The sequence below is a fragment of the Paracoccus aestuariivivens genome (genome assembly GCF_009711225.1).
GTDB classification, from domain to species: domain Bacteria; phylum Pseudomonadota; class Alphaproteobacteria; order Rhodobacterales; family Rhodobacteraceae; genus Paracoccus; species Paracoccus aestuariivivens.
Window position 1 is genome coordinate 36,599 of sequence record NZ_WMIE01000015.1, and the last position, 16,327, is coordinate 52,925.

Sequence of the window (16,327 nt, forward strand, 5' to 3'; positions counted from 1 at the left end):
ATATTTGCAAACCAGTCATGGATTGCAAATATGTACAGAGCTCCCGGACAGATTAAGAAAACCCGTCGCAGAACGCTTTGGGCTGCGGGCCTTGCGGCGCTTTCGCTGAGCGCGCCGCCTGCCAAGGCCTATCCGATCGATTGTGCCATCCTGCTTTGTCTTGCCGGCGGCTTTCCGGCCTCGGCGGAATGTGGGGCGGCCAAGGCCGAGATGATCCGGCGGATCACACCTTGGCCGATCGAGCCGCCCTTGCAGCTTTGGAACTGCCCGATGGGCAATCCGCTCTCAGGTTCAGCGACGGGGGGAGTGCAGGCCCTGCCGCCCGAGGTTGCGCGCTATCGCGACGGCATCGAGCTTTATCACATCATCTACGGCCAGCGCCGCCATGACGGCACGACCTATGTCACCGACCGCTCGCAACTCGGTCATTATGACGCGCAAGGCAATTTCAGCTGGGTCCCGACACGCATCCGCGAGGCACCAGATTGGGTTTATGCCGCCAGCGGGGTGTCCAGAAACGCCGTTCTGGTCGAGCTCGGCTCGGTCCGGCTCTGGCGTGGCATGCTGCTGCGCTGGCGCGACCATCAGGGCAATATTTCGGAGGAATGGATCCGCTACTGAACACAAACAAGCAGACCCCACAAAAACAAAAAACCCCCGCGCGGGGACCGCACGAGGGGATTTGCAAGGTAACGCAGGTCTAGCCACCCGCATCGCCGTCATCACACAACGGCATAATCACCTGCTTCTCCCACGGATTCAAGACCAAAGCCGCAGCTTTTGCGAATGGATCCGGCTTGCCTGCGGCCCTGTGCCTCGAAAATGAGGACAGAACATGATGAACCCGATCGCCCGAGTGACGCACCCGGTGCTGCCGGAAGGCATGACACTCAGCCACATCATCGAACTCGTCGAACGTCTGGCGCGGCATCTCGGTCTGGGCGCTGCCCGTCGTGCGGTGCTGTTGCGCATGATGCGTCAGACCGCGCCGGCCGATTGGGGCGATCCTGGCTGTGATCCGGTCTGTTTCCGCGCCCAACAGGATTTGGCGCGCGATCTTGGCATCAGCGACCGCACATTGCGCTTGCATGAGAAGGGGTTGGAAGTGCTTGGGATCATTCGGATCGATACGGCGGCCAATGGCCGGCGTTCCGGACGGCATCTCTCGCATGGTCGCAGGCTTGGGATCAATTTTAGGCCGCTTTTGGAAAATCTCGGCCGGCTTCTGGCCATGGATGCCGAGCATCGCGAGGAGGCGCATCGCATTTCTGTGCTGCGGCTCGAATGTTCGGCCGCCAAACGTGATGCCAAGCAGGCGATCGAGCAGTTGTTGGAGTTGGATCCCCAGCATGCCGCACTGCCGGAATTGTTGCGCCGCTTCGCCGCTTGGCCGCGTCGCTATGCCGGTTTCCGCTGCGCCGAGAATCTCGCCTGCCATCTCGCTGAGATCGACGCGGTGGCCGCTGAGGCTCGCGCCTGCCTCGCATGTTGCGCAGAAACTTCCGCCATGGCGGAAGCCGGACTTCCGGCAATAGGAAATGCAACTCTAAAGAATCTTGTAAGGGTGGATACACGTCCGACGACGCCCCCACCGGATACGCGCCGGCCGTCAACCAATGGCAATGCTGAGGAAGACAAAGGCGATGATCTGAGATGGATCACCCCCGAGATCGTCAAAGAGATGGCGGGAGCTGATTTCCGCTTCTGCCTTGAGGCGCTTTGCCCGACCGGCGAAATCACTGAACGCGCCTTGCGCAGCACGGCAATCATGCTGCTCCGAGATCTCGGCATCACGGAATCGGCTTGGGAGGAAGCGCTTGATCAACTCGGGTCGCTGCGCGCGTCCCTTGCGGTGCTGTTGATCGAGGCGAACCGCGAACATCCTGATGTGCCCGTCCGTAACGCAGGGGCGATGCTGCGTGGCTTTTCCGCGCGGGACCGGCTGGGCGAATTCAATCTCTCCGGTGCGCTGAAAGGCTTGCTTCGCCGGAAGCGGGCCGCTGCATGAACCGGGCGTTTTCTCTGGCATGCGCTCTGGCATTAACGCTCTGGTCTTTTCCGGGGCTCGGGCAGGGGGCCGGGATCACGGGCGGCTGCCTGCCGCCAGAAGAGCCGTTCTTACCCGTAGATGATGCAGCGCTGGCCCAATATGCCGATCTCATTGCCGAAGACTTCGAGCGCTACTTTGCGGCGAGTTCGGAATATTTCGCCTGCATGGACGCCACCCGCCAGATCGAGTTCGAACGAGCGCGCGAGGTCTCGGAGCGACACCGGCAATTTCTCGAGCGGCTGGACCAACTGGGGCTCAGAGCCAAGGCTGCGGTGGGGCAGGAGCCGTGAGCGACAGGCGCCACCCGATCGGTTTCTTCGTCAAGCCGGCCTATCGGACGAAAACCGGAAAACCGCAGCTCGCGATCTATGTTCAGGCGCCGCCTCGGCGTGGCGAGAACGGGGAGTTGCTGACGGTCCGGGCCATGCCGCTGCTCCTGGCCAGCAATGCCCTCGACGATCCGGAACGATTTCTCGGCATCGTGGCAGAAATCCTGAATGCGGTGATTTCGGAGGAGGACGGGTGCTGACCGACTCTTATGCCAGTTTGGACCTTCGCGGAACATCCGCTCGATCGCTCTTCTTTGGCGATCATTCAGCTGGTCCAGATGCAAATCGTAGAAACGGGCTTTCTCAATTGATGCAATGCTGGCAAACTGACGACGGCAACTTCGTCTATCGGCGCGATGGATGTCCTTCTGTATGGCCGCTAATGGGATGGCGGACCACCTCTCCCTTGAAACTTGACCAGAGCGCAAAGTGGGTGCACCGTGAAACGGTCGGCGTCCCGCTTGAGGGATGTCGATTTATACAACATCCCAGGTGGAATAGCCTTCCAGGTTAGACAGTGAACGGGGAACAGTTGGCCATGAAACAGGCAGGTTCGGCGGCAGCCATGGCGGTCGCGGCGCTGGCAGCAAGCGCGGGGATAGCTTCCGCACAGGCGCTTTCGCTGGGAGATATTTACGTGAAAGGTTTTGGAGGCGCGACCTGGCCGTCGAACTTCGACACCACCCTCAAGGAGGACGGCGAGCAGATCGCTCGCCCCAGCTTCGACTACGATACCGGGTATACTCTGGGCGTCGCAGTGGGCACGGACTTCACACCGAATTTCTCGATGGAGATCGAGTATTCCTACCGCAGCGCCGATGCCGTTATCACGGACCGTGACGAGGATGACGAAAGCGAAAGCGCGGACGGCGATACCTCTGCCAACGCTCTCATGGTCAACGCGATTTACATGTTCGATGGCATGGGCACTAACAGGACAGTCCGACCCTATCTCGGCGGCGGCATCGGCGGGGTCCAGGTGGAGACGAGCGTTCCCGGCCAAGATTACGACGCCGATACGTTATTTGCCTACCAGCTGATCGGTGGTGTTGGATACGAACTGAATCCCAATATCACCCTCTATGCGGAGGGACGTTGGTTCCAGACCGAGTCGGGCAGGTTCGACGGACCGGGCGGCGATAACTTCGACGGCAAGCTCGAGACATTCGACCTGCTCGCCGGCCTGCGCTACACCTTCTGATCTTCTATATCTAAATTAGTCTACTGTTATGTTGTTAAATGGGTAAACATGCGGCGAAGGTTCTCGTGTCCCATGGATACTCAGGTGCGGAAGAACTTTGCGTGACCAAAGACAGTCATGCCGTTGAGCGTTTAGGTGGCGACTTGGGTGTCGGTTATTTTTTGGTCGATGCTCCTCAACTTAAGGAACTGTCCGATGTCCGCTGCCAGTCTGACACGCCGAAACAACCGCAGGCGCAGCAAGGATCGTGCATCTGCGGCGAACAGCAGGTTCGTCCACGCGGCGGCGATCTGGGCGGTGGAAATGCTGTAGCATGAACGAAAGTCCCGTTCGATGAAACTGCTCTGAAGCAATGAACCGACCGCTAAACGGCAGCTTCTGGCTCCGAACGACATATTGCGGGGCAACAAGTGGCAGGTCTGATCGGAGGGAGCAAACTCTACCTCGGATAGGGCGGGCCGGCCCTTTGCGGACGATCGGCCCGTCACCATGCTACGCGACAGCGTTCACCGAAGCAGCCCTTCAGGCACCGCGCAGCGAAACCCGTGATGAGATGGCAACGATGCGGACGAAGCATGGGTAATCGGACGGTGCCGCACCAGCGGGGTCGAGCTCAATGTAGACTGCAGATGTTTCTGCATCACAGGATTATGCCGGACTGGACGTGTCGCTTCGCTCGGTTGCGTTCTGCGTCATCGATGCTCAGGGAACAATCATCTTCGAGCGGAGCGTCCCATTCGAGATTGCAGACATCGTCAACTGCCTCGAAACCTGCGGGCGGCCTCTGAAGCAGATAGGCTTCGAAGCAGGCGCGATGAGCCAACACCTTTACCGCGGTCTGAAAGCGGCCGGCTTGAATGCCGCCCTCTCTGCAATGCGCAACAAGACCGACCGCACCGATGCACGCGGCATCGCGCAGGTCCGACACTCCGGCTGGTTCAGTCCGGTTCATATCAAGAGCCGCGAAGCCCATGCGATCCGGGCGTTGCTGACTTGCCGCAAGGCGATCCAGCGCAAATACATCGACCTCGCAAACGAGATCCGGGGCCTGTTTCGGGTCTTCGGCCTGCGCCTGCCGCCGCGCCTGGAGCAAGCGGCTTTCGATGATCGCGTTCGGGCGATCATCGTCGCGGATCCGGACCTATCACCTGCCCTGCTGCCGCTGCTGGATGCTCGGGCGGTTCTCTACCAGACCTATCGCGAGTTGGACCGGCGCGTGAAACAGGCAGCGAGCCGGGACGAGGTCTGTCGACGCTTCATGGGCATCCCCGGGGGTGGGTCCCGTGGCGGCGCTGACCTTCCGGGCAGCCGTCGACGACCCTGCAAGGTTCAGTCGATCGCGCACCGTTGCCGCCCACTTCGGTCTAACGCCCCGACGCTATCAGTCGGGCGAGGTGGACAGGCGGCATGGGAAATGATCTCGCGTGGAAAGCGGAAGCCATTCAGGCGCGGCATGGTCGGTACTGGTCTCATGAGCAGTAGCTATCCGGACCGAAGGACGTGATCAATTTGGCAATGCCCTTTATGCAGCTGCGCGGTTGTTTGCCGCCCTGTCCCAGCTGTCGCACAGGCCCTGATAGCGCGCGGCCATGCGTGCCACGGCCTCTTCATCGCCGATCCGGCCCGATAGCCAGTCCCGCGCGGCCTGACCGAATATCGTCCGGCCGACAGCAAAGCCGCGCACCAGATCAAAGCCGGCAGCGACGCCGAAGCTTGCGGCAAGCTCTTCCTCGGAGGCGTCCAGTCCCAGCACAACGATGCCACGCGTATGGCGGTCGTGTTCTTCAATGGCGTCAATGGCATTTTGCCATGCGGCGCGGGTGGCCATCGGTTCCAGCTTCCACCAGTCCGGATAGATCCCCGCGCCGTAGAAACGGCGGATCAGCGTGGCGGTCGTCGTGTCATCTACCGGCGCGACCTTGGAGGGGATCACCTCCAGCAGGAACTCCAACCCATTGCGGCGCGCGGCGCTGAACAGCCGTTCCACGGTTGCGATCTGGTCGGACCAAAGCGCGGCGTCATCATCGGGGTGGCAAAAGCACAGGACCTTGACGACGTTTTCGCGCGCCCATTGCAACAGGCCGCCGCAATCGGGACCAAGCTCGGGTTCCAGCCGCAAGGGACGCGAGCCAGGCCATTCGCAGGGTCGGCCGGTCCACAGGCCGGTTCCAGCCGCCAGATGCAAGGCACGCCGCCCGATGCGATTGTCGCACAAGATGCCATAGCCCGGGCGCCCGTCTGCCACCGTCAGCGCGGCTTTCAGGCAAAGCTGCTTGAAGGTGCCGCCTTTTTCCGGGGTATAGCCCGGCATCTCTTCCAACTGGGAACGGTGGTCAAAGGCGAAAACCCGCATGGTCGACCAGTCGCCGGCGCCCGGGTTGGTGCGGTTGGTCGCCAGATGGATCTGTTCCAGCGGCCCGTCATTGCGCAGATCAGGGCGCACAACCCCGCGTTTCAGAAAGAATTCCAGTTCGGCAAGACTGGGATAGGCGGGTGTGCAGCCATGGCGGCTGACGGCGAACGCGCCGCAGGCATTGGCGTACTCCAGCGCACGGGGCCAGGGCTCGCCATCCAGCCAGCCTTTCAGCAGACCCGAAAAGAATCCGTCGCCCGCGCCCAGCACGTTGAAAACCTCGATCGGAAAACCGGGGCCTGTCTGGCCGCAGTCCCAGCTTTCGATCGCATCCTCGAAGGCCACCGCACCGGCTGCACCGCGCTTGCAGACCAGTGTCGCATCGCTGACAGCCCGCACGGCTTGCAGGGCCTTGATGGTGTCGGTGGTGCCGCCCGCGATATGGAATTCTTCCTCTGTCCCGACGATCAGATCGAAAAGATGCAGCGTCGATTGCAGCTTGGACGTCACGGCAGCGCTTTCGACGAAACGGCTTTCGCCGTCACCATGCCGCGCCACGCCCCACAGGTTGGGCCGGTAATCAATATCCAGCGCGGTCTGCAACCCGTTCTTGCGCGCCACTTTCAGGGCCTTCAGCACCGCCGCCTCTGTCCGGGGGTGGCTGAGGGTCAGGTCGCCCTGAACGATCAGCCCGTTCCGGTTCTCCATCAAGGCATGACCCATGAAGCAAAGCACGGCGCCAGTGCCGGCGGATTTCTTGTAGAGCCGTGCCTCCGGGTCGCTTGTCGAGGCATGGGTCTTGTTCGAGCGCTTCTCGCCCTTGAAATCGACCTCGGCATTGCGGTTTCTGTGACTGGGGCGGGACATCGGGGTGGTCTCGGGCTTGGTCTCGGCGGTTTGTATATCGGGGGCGACATCCTGTGCAGGCGGATCGCCAGGACCCTCATCCTCGGGCGGTGTGTCCGCCGCCTTCGGCTTGAAACTCTTCATCGAAGCCCAAGCCTTGATCAGCGTCCCATCGACCGAGAAGTGATCATCCGACAAGAGCGGCGCGACGTCGCGATGAGCCAGGATCGCAGCCATCACCTTGCGCGACATCTCAGTTGTCAGCAACCGGTCGCGGTTCTTGGTGAAAACGGTCGGGACCCAGACCGGATCATCAATGCCGAGGCCGACGAACCAGCGGAACAGCAGGTTATACTGCATCTGTTCCATCAACTGCCGCTCGGATCGGACCGAAAAAAGGATCTGGAGCAGGCTGGCCCGGATCAGCCGCTCCGGCGCGATCGAAGGGCGGCCAAAATCAACATAGAGATGATCAAAATCCCCATCGAGGCTGGCCAGCGCGTCATTCACGACCTGCCGGATCTTCCGCAGGGGATGCCGCGCGGGGATGCGCTCTTCAAGGTCAACATAGCTGAACAGCGACCCGCTCTTCTCGTCCGTTCCCCGCATGATCATCTCCGACAAGGCCATGCCGGCGATGAATCATGTTCTGCAATCCGCGTCGAGAGCCGACTATTTCAGCAGGCTGTTAGATTAAGGGAAGCGAACCTTAGCGCGATCTTTAGGGCTATCTGATTACCTGAGCCGCCCCTCGTCATCGACCAGCGTCAGTATCGCATCGCCGGCCACGCCCCAGCGCCACAGGACGATGTTGACATCGCCGGACCCGGCGCCTGGTGCGAAGCTTCGCACCTGCATGCCTGCATAGCCCTCGCCGATCAACCGTCCGGCCATAATCTGCGTTGGCGCACGACCCTCTGCCAGCATCCGGTTGCGCCAGTCATCGGCGGCGAGCGTCGCCGGGTCGATCCCGGCAGCCGCCAACTTCGCCGGATCCGTCGCATCGAAGATTCGTTCGATCCGCGCTTCATAGGCGACGAGCGTGGTGGGCTGCAGCGTTCCGATCTGGTTCGCCTCGCGGATGGCGGTAACGATGCTGCGCGCGGTGTACAGCGCTGGCGTGCCCTTCGCGTTGAAGCGTCCGCCATACCGGCGCGCACCTTCGCCAGACAGTGGCTCGCGCGCCCAAACCGGGTTCAGCGCGCGGTAGAGAAGTCCGTCGTAGCGCATCAGGCGTGGATGCCCGCCTCGACCGCGTCGATGTAATCCATTACGTCGCCCGCCCGCCCGTCCCGCACCAGCTGCATTGCGGTGAGCCCGCCGAACCCTGGCAGTGGCTCCGACCGATACCAGGCATAGGCGATGAGCGAAGATCCGAAGCGCGGTTCCACACGGTTCAGGATCTCCACCATCTCGCGCAGCCGCTTCTGGGTTTTGGCGCTGGCGATGCGGTTGGGCCGCATTACCGCATCGCGGCCGAGGCCAACGGTGCGTGCGACCTCATCCCGAGTGGTGCGCAGGACCTCGGCAATCCGGTCCGGCGCGAACTGCCCGGCTTTGGCGAAATTCTCGAGTTGCATCCGAACCTCCACTTTAACTGCCCGAATATGACGTCAGTCTGAGTGTGATTCAAGTGCCTGCTATGGCCGATGCATTTGCCCCAACGCGCCTCCAGCGCACCTATCGAGGCAGGTTGCTCATGCCGCGGGACAGCAGCACTTGGCAGGTTGGGTTGATGCGGGCGTCCTACCCCCAAAGATAAGGTAGGTCGGCCCATTGCGGCCGTTCGGCTTCGCCCAATACTACGCGGCAGCATTCCCCGAAGCCGCCGTTCAGGTTACCCGCAGTGGGTTTCGTATGAGACAGCGAGTTTGCCGGGCCTTTCTGTCATGAGCTACACCACCATTTATGGAGATCCGGAACGGCTGTGCTTGGCCTATGCTCTGGGCGCTAATGGTATCAGGCCAGATCCAAATGCGGAAGATCGACGGCTAGGAAACCATCTCTTAGCCTCTCGAGCCGATGACGATTGACCTCGCAGCTTAACTGGAGCCAATTTCACACGCCCGGAGCGGGCCGCCAGGGAATTTCCACAGCATTCGCGACACGATCCAGGGTCTCGATCGTTCATTCTCTACCCAAACCGTATGTTCCAGCAATTTCGACAAAATCCCTAACCTGTCTTGAGCGATTTGATCGTTTCCAGGCTAAGACTGTTCGGTTCCGAAACAATGGATGCATTATTTGACGTACCTCAACGTTGCGGCCCAGAAAACCGATCAGACTTTCGGGATAGACCGTCACTCCCAGCCCGGCAGCGACAAGGCCAAGCAGCGCAAGGGTGCTGGATGCCTCCAACGTCACTTTCAGCGTCACGCCCTCGGCGCTGAACAGGTCATTCAGTCGCCAGCGATATTCGTCCCACTCGCGCATGTCGCCAAGGATGACATCCTGTCCGGACAGATCGCCAGGAGTTACCATAGGCAGGCGCAGCAACGGGTGATTGCGCGGCGTCACGACATAGAGCGGCTCGGCCGAAAGCGTCAGCGTGTGGTAGTCGGAGTGATCAAACGGTCCGATCAGGTAGCCAAGGTCGATCTCGTCATTGGCGAGCGCGATCTTTTGGCCCTGCGTGCGGATATAGCTGATCTTCAGGTCGACATCCGGATGCCTCCGGCGAAAGCGCGACACTGCCGAGGGCATCAGTTCGGTCGCGGCAAAGGCCATGTAGCCGACGGAAAGCGCGCCCGCCTTGCCCTCGGCGATGCGCCGCGCGGCCTGCACCGCATCGCCGTAGCGGCGCATTAGATGGGCGTTCTCGTCATAGAAGCTACGGCCGGCCTGCGTCAGCGCCACCTCACGCGTGGTGCGCTCCAGCAGGCGGAATCCCACCGCCGATTCCAGTTTCTGGATGCGGCGGCTCAGCGCCGACTGGTCAAGGTTCAGGCGCTCAGCCGCGCGACGAAAGTTGAGCTCTTCGGCAAGCGTGATGAAGGATTGCACATTCTCGATCCCCAAAAGGTCATTCATCGGATCGCCTCGCCTTATTGATGCAGATTGCGCATTAATAAATGTTGAATCGCCATTTCCCCTTCGTCAAGCCCTCGTTGATCATGAGGACAGAGCTGCGGATCGTAAGGCTTTGCTGGCTTTTCGAACGGCTCGACAGAAAAGGTGAGCCGCCGGCAGCCTGCATCAATGAGACAAGGAAACGCGAAGATGAGCGACGTTGACACCAAGGAACTGGACCGCCTACTGCAAGAAGCCTTCGACACCGCGACAAAGCTGTACAAAGAGCGCGGCTTCCAGCGCCGCGTCGGCTTTGGCAAACGTCCGGCGCTGGTCAGCGTCGATCTGGCCAATGCCTGGACCCGGCCCGGAAACCCCTTCACCTGCGATCAGGAGAAGATGGACAATGAGATCATACCGGGGATGCAGAAGCTTCTGACGGCCTTCCGCGCCGCTGGGCTGCCGGTCATCCATGTCACCACTGCCTATGAGATCACCGACCGCAATGCCGATTTCACCGATATGGGCCTTTGGCACAACAAGATCCCGGTCGATGTCGTCGACATCAGGGATACCGAGCTTTGGGCCATCGACAGCCGCATCGCCCCGGTCGAGGGCGAATATACCCTGTTGAAGAAACGCGCCTCATCCTTCCACGGCACGGAACTGGCGGGCATCCTGCGCGCGAATAACGTGGACACGATCCTTGTGACGGGCGTAACCGCCTGCGCTTGCGTGCGTCAGACCGTTTGCGACGGCATCGCCGACGGCTTCCGCACCATCGCGGTCAAGGAATGCATCGGCGATCGCGTACCGGGGGCGGTGGCGTGGAACCTGTTCGATATCGACGCAAAATTCGGTGACGTGCACACCGTCGACGAATGCGTTGCCTATATCGACAGCCTCGCGGCGCAAAAGATCGCGGCCGAATAAGGCCGCTCTGCCTTGCCCGCCAAAGGCGGGCGAGGCCTTGGAATAAAGAGGGCCGACAAATAGGGCCGCCAGCAACAGGAGAGACGACATGGCCAGAATTGGCGTCGATGTGGGCGGGACGAATACCGATCTCGTTCTGGAATGCAGCCACGGGGTCTTTTACCACAAGGTGCCGACTACGCTGAAGAACCAGTCCATCGGTGTGGTCGATGGCGTTCAGGGCATCTGCCGCAAGGCCGGGATCGCGCCGTCCGAGGTTCAGATGATCGTCCACGGCACCACCACCGCAACCAACATCACCATCGAGCATAACGGCTCGGAATGCGGGATGATCACCACGCAGGGTTTCCGCGACATCCTGCATATCGGTCGGCACAAGCGGCCCTATAACTTCTCGCTGCATTTCGACGTGCCGTGGCAAAGCCAGCCGCTGGTCAAGCGTCGCAACCGCATCGCCGTGCGCGAGCGTATCCTGCCCCCTTCCGGCGAAGTTGCCGAGCCGCTGGACGAACAAGCGGTGCGCGAGGCCTGCGCGCTGTTTCGCAAGCGGGGTATCAACTCCGTCGTCATCGGCTTCATGTTCGCCTTCCTGAACGACAGCCACGAACGCCGCGCCAAGGAGATCGTGCTGGAGGAAATGCCCGACGCCTATGTCACGCTCTCCTCCGAGGTCGCCAATGTCATGCGCGAGTACGAGCGGTTCTCGACCGCCGCGATGAACTCCTATGTCGGGCCGAGGACGGCCTATTATCTGCGCGACCTCGACGCCCGCCTGCGCGAGGCGGGGGTCCTGTCCAAGCTGCGCATCATGCAGTCGAATGGCGGGGTCTCGACCGTCGATGCCTGCGCGAGAAAGCCGATCCGTATCCTGATGTCCGGCCCGGCCGGGGGTGTGATCGGCGGGGCCTCGGAGGGGGAAATGGCGGGCACGCCCAACATCATCACCGTCGATATCGGTGGCACCTCTGCCGATGTGTCCACGATCCCGGGCGGAACGGTCAAGATCATGAACCCGCGCGATACCTATGTCTCGGGCCATCCGGTGCTGACGCCGATGATCGACCTGATCACCATTGGCGCGGGCGGTGGATCGGTCGCCCATATCGACGCGGCGGGGGCGTTCCATGTCGGCCCACGCTCGGCCGGGTCGGAGCCCGGTCCCGCCTGCTATGGCCGGGGCGGGACCGAACCCACGGTGACCGATGCCCAGATCGTCCTTGGCAGACTCGACCCAGACATGGCGCTGGGGGGTGACCTGAAACTTGACCCGGCTTTGTCCTTCGCGGCGGTCGAGACGATGATCGCCAAGCCCCTGGGTATGACCGTGATCGAAGCGGCGCTGGGGATTATCAGGATCGTCAACAACAACATGGCGCTGGCGATCCGGTCGAACTCGGTCGCGCGCGGCATCGACCCGCGCGAATTCTCAATCATGCCCTTCGGCGGCGCGGGTCCCCTGCATGGGGTGGCGCTGGCCGAGGCGATCTCGGCCCGGGACGTGATCGTGCCTGTTGCCCCCGGCATCACCGCCGCTGTCGGCCTGCTGAAGACCGACCTGCAATATGAACATACCGAGGCGGTGATCGTGGAACTGACCAAGGCTGGTGTCGCGGAAATTGACCGCATCAATGTGGCACTCGAAAGCCTGCGCGCCGCAGTCCGGGCGGAACTGAACGGGGACGGTATCCCACGCGAGCAGCAGCAGATCACTGTGCTGGCCGAATGCCGCTATCACGGTCAGGGCTTCGAGCTTCGCGCAACCATGCCAGATGGTCCGGTAACAGAGGCGAACCGCGCCACCATCCTCGACAGCTTCCATGACCAGCACCAGCAGGATTACGGCTACAGCTATCGTCAGGCCGAGGTGGAGTTGATTACCTTGCGCGCCATCGGCTCGGCCTCGGTCCCAAGGATCGTGATCCCGAAGATCGCACCGACGAACGGTTCATCCATCGACCAGGCGCTGATGTTCGTGCGCCCCACCACCTTCGATGACGGTCGCACGCTCGAAACGCCGCGTTATGACCGGGACAAGCTGCTTGCAGGCGACCATGTGCCGGGTCCCGCGATCCTGCATCAGCACAATGCGACCACATTGGTCCCGCCGGGCTATGTCGCCGAAACGCTGGACCACGGCAACACCCGCATCCGCGCCATTGGCGCCTGAGAGGACATAACCATGAACCAGATGTCCAAGATGAAACCCACTGTAGATCCGATCACCCTGCAAGTCATCCGTGGCAGCTTCGAGACAATCGCAGAGGAAATGGGCCATGTGCTTTACCGCATGTCGTTTTCCTCGATCATCCGCGAAAGTCAGGATCTGGGCGCGGGGCTGTTCGACCTCGATTTCAACACGCTTTGCGAATCGGAATCGACACCCATGCATATCGGCTCGATCCCCGGCTATCTGCGCGGCATTGCCGAAACGCTGGAGGATGGCGAGTGGTATGAGGGCGATGTAGTCGTTCACAACCACCCCTATCACGGTGCCAGCCACACGCCCGACCTCGCGATCGTGGTGCCGGTCTTTTACCGCGACCGTCTGGTCGGCTTTGCCGGAAATACCGCCCACCACGTCGATATCGGCGCGGCAACGCCCGGCCTGATCATCGACGTTCCCGATGTCTATGCCGAGGGGATGCTGTTTGCGGGCACCAAGCTTTACCGCAAGGGCGAGCCGAACAATGCGATGTGGAACTATATCCGCCGCAATTCGCGTGCCGCACAGCAGCTTGTCTCGGATATCGAGGCGCAGATCGCTTCGGCCCGGCTGGGCGCGCGGCGCTTTGCCGAGTTGCTGGAAAAATACGGCGAGGAGACGGTCTTCGCCGCCGCCAATCAACTGATGGATTATGCCGAGCGAATGACCCGCCAGCGCATCAGCGAGATTCCGGATGGCGATTATACCGCCGAGGGTTGGCTGGACGATGATGGCCGCAACCGTGACCAGCGCCTGAAGATCAAGGTGACGATCCGCGTGCGCGGCGACGAGGTCGAGGTCGACCTGACCGGCTCGGCCGACCAGACGCCCACCGCTTATAATGTGCCCTTCGAGGGCTCGACCAAGGTTGCGGCCTATGCGGGTTTTCGCAAGCTGCTGCTGGACGCCGCGACATCGGACACGCGGGTTCCCTCGAATGAGGGATCGTTCCGTCCGATCACAGTGACGGCGCCGCTGGGTTCGATCTTCAATCCGCGCCCGCCTGCCTCGGCCGAGGCGCGTTTTACCCAATGTAACCGCATGATCGACCTGATCATCCGCGCCCTGGCCCCGGTCATGCCCGAGAAGGTGATCGCGGGTTCCTCGGCTTCAATCAGCTTCGCGGCCTATTCCGGGTTACGACCCTCCGGCGATTACTGGGTGTTTCTTGAGGTGAACGAGGGTGCCTATGGCGGGCGGCCACGCTCGGACGGGCCGGACAGTATCGACAACCTGATGGCCAATACCCGCAACAACCCCCTGGAAGATCTGGCGATGCATATCCCGATGATCTGCGACCGCTATGAGCTACGCGACGACGCCATGCCCGGTGCGGGCGAGTACCGGGGCGGCATCGGGGTGGTAAAGGCGCAACGGGTGCTGACGCCCGCCTTCATCACCCACGAATCCGAACGCCACAGCGAATCGCCATGGGGCATCTTTGGCGGGACGGATGGAACCGTCGGGCGCTGCACGATCAGCAATCCGAACCGGCCGGGCGAGGAACTCGAGATGTATTCGAAGTTCTCGGGCCTCGCGGTCGGGCCGAATGATGTGATGACCTATTACAGTCCGAATGGTGGTGGTTACGGTGATCCGCTAGACCGCCCCGCAACGAAGGTGCTGGAGGATGTGCTGGACGGCTATTGTTCGGTCGGGCATGCGCGTGAGGTCTATGGCGTGGTGATTGACGCCGAGACCGAGACTGTCGATCTGGCCGCAACCGAGCGGCTACGGCTGGCAATGCAGAAACATTCCTAATATTGGGGGGCCGCGTCACAGCGGCCCCTGCCATCTCGGCAAGAAGACCGCGCGCGAGCCGCAAGGCCGCGTGCCGGTTGCGTTCAGTCAAACGACAGGGAATTTCAACATGACCACAACCGAAGACGCTGCGGCGGCGTGTCACCAGCGCACCGGCCTGATCGAGGAGAGCATCCTGCCCACAAGAGCAGCCGAGCGTCCGATCGGCGCGCTTGGCTATGCCTGGATCTGGGTCGGTATCGCCGTCATTATCGCCACCTATTCGCTTGGCGCGACCGGGGTTCAGGGCGGCTTCAGCCTGACCGCCACCGTGCTGACGATCATGCTGGCGAACCTTGCCATCGGAACGCTGATGTTGCTGACCGCCGATATCGGCACCGAGCACGGCCTCTCCTTCGCGGTCTATCTGCGCGCGCCCTTCGGCCTTCGTGGCACGCATCTGCCCGCCGTGTCGCGTGGCGTGGTCGCGGCCATGTGGTTCGGCATCCAGACCTATCTGGGGGCTTTGGCGCTGAACGGGATCGGCGAGTATTTCCTCGGCTTCTCGAATTGGTTCCTGTGGTATGCGCTGTTTGCCGTACTTCAGGTCGGCAATACCATGCTGGGCATCCGATCGGTCGAGCGGCTGGCGGCACTGGCCGCGCCCGCGATCATCGCGATTTCGGTCTGGATGTATTTCACGCTGGACGGCATCGCCAAAACCAAGGGTATGAACATCTGGACCTTCCAAGCTGAGGGTCAGGCCTCGCTGCTGGTGTTGTTCATCGCGAATATGAGCTTCTGGTCCACGATGGCGATCGACATTCCGAACCTGACCCGCTTTGTCCGCACCACGACCGGAACGCGCAGCTATTTCGCGCGCAACCGCGCCATCTTTGTCGCCCAGCTTCTCGCCCTGCCGCTGACACAGGCAATGATCGCGGGGATCGGGGCGGTTTCTTTTATCGCGACCGGCAACTGGAACCCGATCGAGGTTATTCAGGGTGACGCGCAGGGCATTGCGCTGCTCGTCCTGCTGCTGCTGATCGTCATGGCGCAATGGTCCACCAACAACTCGGCGAACCTGATCCCGGCGGCGCTGACCTTCGTGAACCTCGCGCCGCGCCTGATCTCGTATCGCAGCGGCGTCGCGCTGGCGGGCATCGTCGGCACGCTTTGCTTTCCGTGGCTGATCCTCGACAACCTGTTTTCCTTCCTTGGGTATTACGGAGCCTTCCTCTCGGCGATCGGCGGCATCATCGTGGCGGATTACTATGTGATCCGGCGTCGCCGCGTGAACGTGCCGGCTTTGTTCGACCCCGAGGGGCAGTATCGCTATGCCGGAGGCTTCAACCCCGCAGGTCTGCTCGCTTGGCTCGCGGCCGGAGGGATCGCGGCTTGGTGGTCGGCCTATGCCTTTGTGATCGGCTTCCCACTGGGGCTCGTCCTCTACCTCGCGCTGACGCGGATGCTGGTCCTGTCGCGATACCCGCAGGCCGAGCTGGCTGGGCGGAATGACGAGCACTATCTGGCGGCCTCGGTCGGCTTGGACTGGGTGTATGTCGGGCAGGGCCGTTTCGCCCGCGTCCCCGTCGAGACCCCGATTGCGGGCGGGCCGCGCGAAGACCTTTAGGAGTGCAAAAGGCCCCCGCCGGGAAAGGAG

At 61.8% G+C, this 16,327-nt stretch carries 14 protein-coding genes and 2 pseudogenes; 11 read left to right on the plus strand and 5 right to left on the minus strand.

The window, feature by feature from the left end; all coding sequences use genetic code 11:
- Positions 1-30: 30 nt before the first annotated feature.
- The 7 genes and pseudogenes from GL286_RS17160 to GL286_RS22950 all read left to right on the plus strand — a co-directional run.
- Positions 31-621 (plus strand): hypothetical protein, encoded by a 591-nt coding sequence (locus GL286_RS17160; RefSeq protein ID WP_155096805.1) that lies wholly within the window; start codon positions 31-33, stop codon positions 619-621.
- A 262-nt stretch (positions 622-883) separates the two neighbouring features.
- Complete coding sequence (gene repC / locus GL286_RS17165) at positions 884-2,008, plus strand: replication initiation protein RepC (RefSeq protein ID WP_246185009.1); 1,125 nt, start codon at positions 884-886, stop codon at positions 2,006-2,008.
- Positions 2,005-2,340 carry a hypothetical protein gene (locus GL286_RS17170; RefSeq protein ID WP_246185003.1) on the plus strand — a complete coding sequence of 112 codons (336 nt, stop codon included), beginning with the start codon at positions 2,005-2,007 and terminating at the stop codon, positions 2,338-2,340. The genes repC and GL286_RS17170 overlap by 4 nt, the downstream gene beginning before the upstream one ends.
- Complete coding sequence (locus tag GL286_RS17175) at positions 2,337-2,579, plus strand: hypothetical protein (RefSeq protein ID WP_155096807.1); 243 nt, start codon at positions 2,337-2,339, stop codon at positions 2,577-2,579. The genes GL286_RS17170 and GL286_RS17175 overlap by 4 nt, the downstream gene beginning before the upstream one ends.
- 338 nt (positions 2,580-2,917) lie before the next feature.
- A complete protein-coding gene (locus GL286_RS17180) occupies positions 2,918-3,580 on the plus strand; it encodes an outer membrane protein (protein WP_155096808.1) in 663 nt (220 codons plus the stop codon).
- Positions 3,581-3,681: 101 nt separating this feature from the next.
- A complete protein-coding gene (locus GL286_RS17185) occupies positions 3,682-3,897 on the plus strand; it encodes a hypothetical protein (protein WP_155096809.1) in 216 nt (71 codons plus the stop codon).
- Positions 3,898-4,238: 341 nt separating this feature from the next.
- A pseudogene (locus GL286_RS22950) lies at positions 4,239-4,980 on the plus strand (IS110 family RNA-guided transposase); the annotation flags it as partial.
- Positions 4,981-5,102: 122 nt separating this feature from the next.
- On the opposite strand, the gene iolC reads toward GL286_RS22950, so the two are convergent.
- The 5 genes and pseudogenes from iolC to GL286_RS17210 form a co-directional block, all read right to left on the minus strand.
- A complete protein-coding gene (iolC, locus tag GL286_RS22630; protein WP_343038926.1) occupies positions 5,103-6,572 on the minus strand; it encodes a 5-dehydro-2-deoxygluconokinase in 1,470 nt (489 codons plus the stop codon).
- Positions 6,558-7,388: pseudogene (locus GL286_RS22635) on the minus strand (IS5 family transposase); the annotation flags it as partial. The pseudogene GL286_RS22635 and the gene iolC, both read right to left, overlap by 15 nt.
- 126 nt (positions 7,389-7,514) lie before the next feature.
- Entirely contained in the window at positions 7,515-8,009 is a 495-nt protein-coding gene (locus GL286_RS17200; RefSeq protein WP_155096811.1) for an RES family NAD+ phosphorylase, read from the minus strand.
- Positions 8,009-8,359, minus strand: coding sequence for an antitoxin Xre/MbcA/ParS toxin-binding domain-containing protein (locus tag GL286_RS17205; protein WP_155096812.1), 351 nt, complete (start codon positions 8,357-8,359; stop codon positions 8,009-8,011). The genes GL286_RS17200 and GL286_RS17205 overlap by 1 nt, the downstream gene beginning before the upstream one ends.
- Before the next feature lie 547 nt (positions 8,360-8,906).
- Positions 8,907-9,809: a LysR family transcriptional regulator gene (locus tag GL286_RS17210; protein WP_155096813.1), complete on the minus strand. Its 903-nt coding sequence runs from the start codon at positions 9,807-9,809 to the stop codon at positions 8,907-8,909.
- Between the two features lie 189 nt (positions 9,810-9,998).
- Here GL286_RS17210 and GL286_RS17215 point away from each other — a divergent pair, with 189 nt between their 5' ends.
- The 4 genes from GL286_RS17215 (at position 9,999) to GL286_RS17230 (ending at position 16,297) form a co-directional block, all read left to right on the plus strand.
- A complete protein-coding gene (locus tag GL286_RS17215; protein WP_155096814.1) occupies positions 9,999-10,721 on the plus strand; it encodes an isochorismatase family protein in 723 nt (240 codons plus the stop codon).
- 88 nt (positions 10,722-10,809) lie between these two features.
- Entirely contained in the window at positions 10,810-12,888 is a 2,079-nt protein-coding gene (locus tag GL286_RS17220) for a hydantoinase/oxoprolinase family protein (RefSeq protein ID WP_155096815.1), read from the plus strand.
- A gap of 12 nt (positions 12,889-12,900) precedes the next feature.
- A complete protein-coding gene (locus tag GL286_RS17225) occupies positions 12,901-14,685 on the plus strand; it encodes a hydantoinase B/oxoprolinase family protein (RefSeq protein ID WP_155096816.1) in 1,785 nt (594 codons plus the stop codon).
- A gap of 109 nt (positions 14,686-14,794) precedes the next feature.
- Complete coding sequence (locus GL286_RS17230; RefSeq protein WP_155096817.1) at positions 14,795-16,297, plus strand: NCS1 family transporter; 1,503 nt, start codon at positions 14,795-14,797, stop codon at positions 16,295-16,297.
- Positions 16,298-16,327 lie beyond the last annotated feature (30 nt).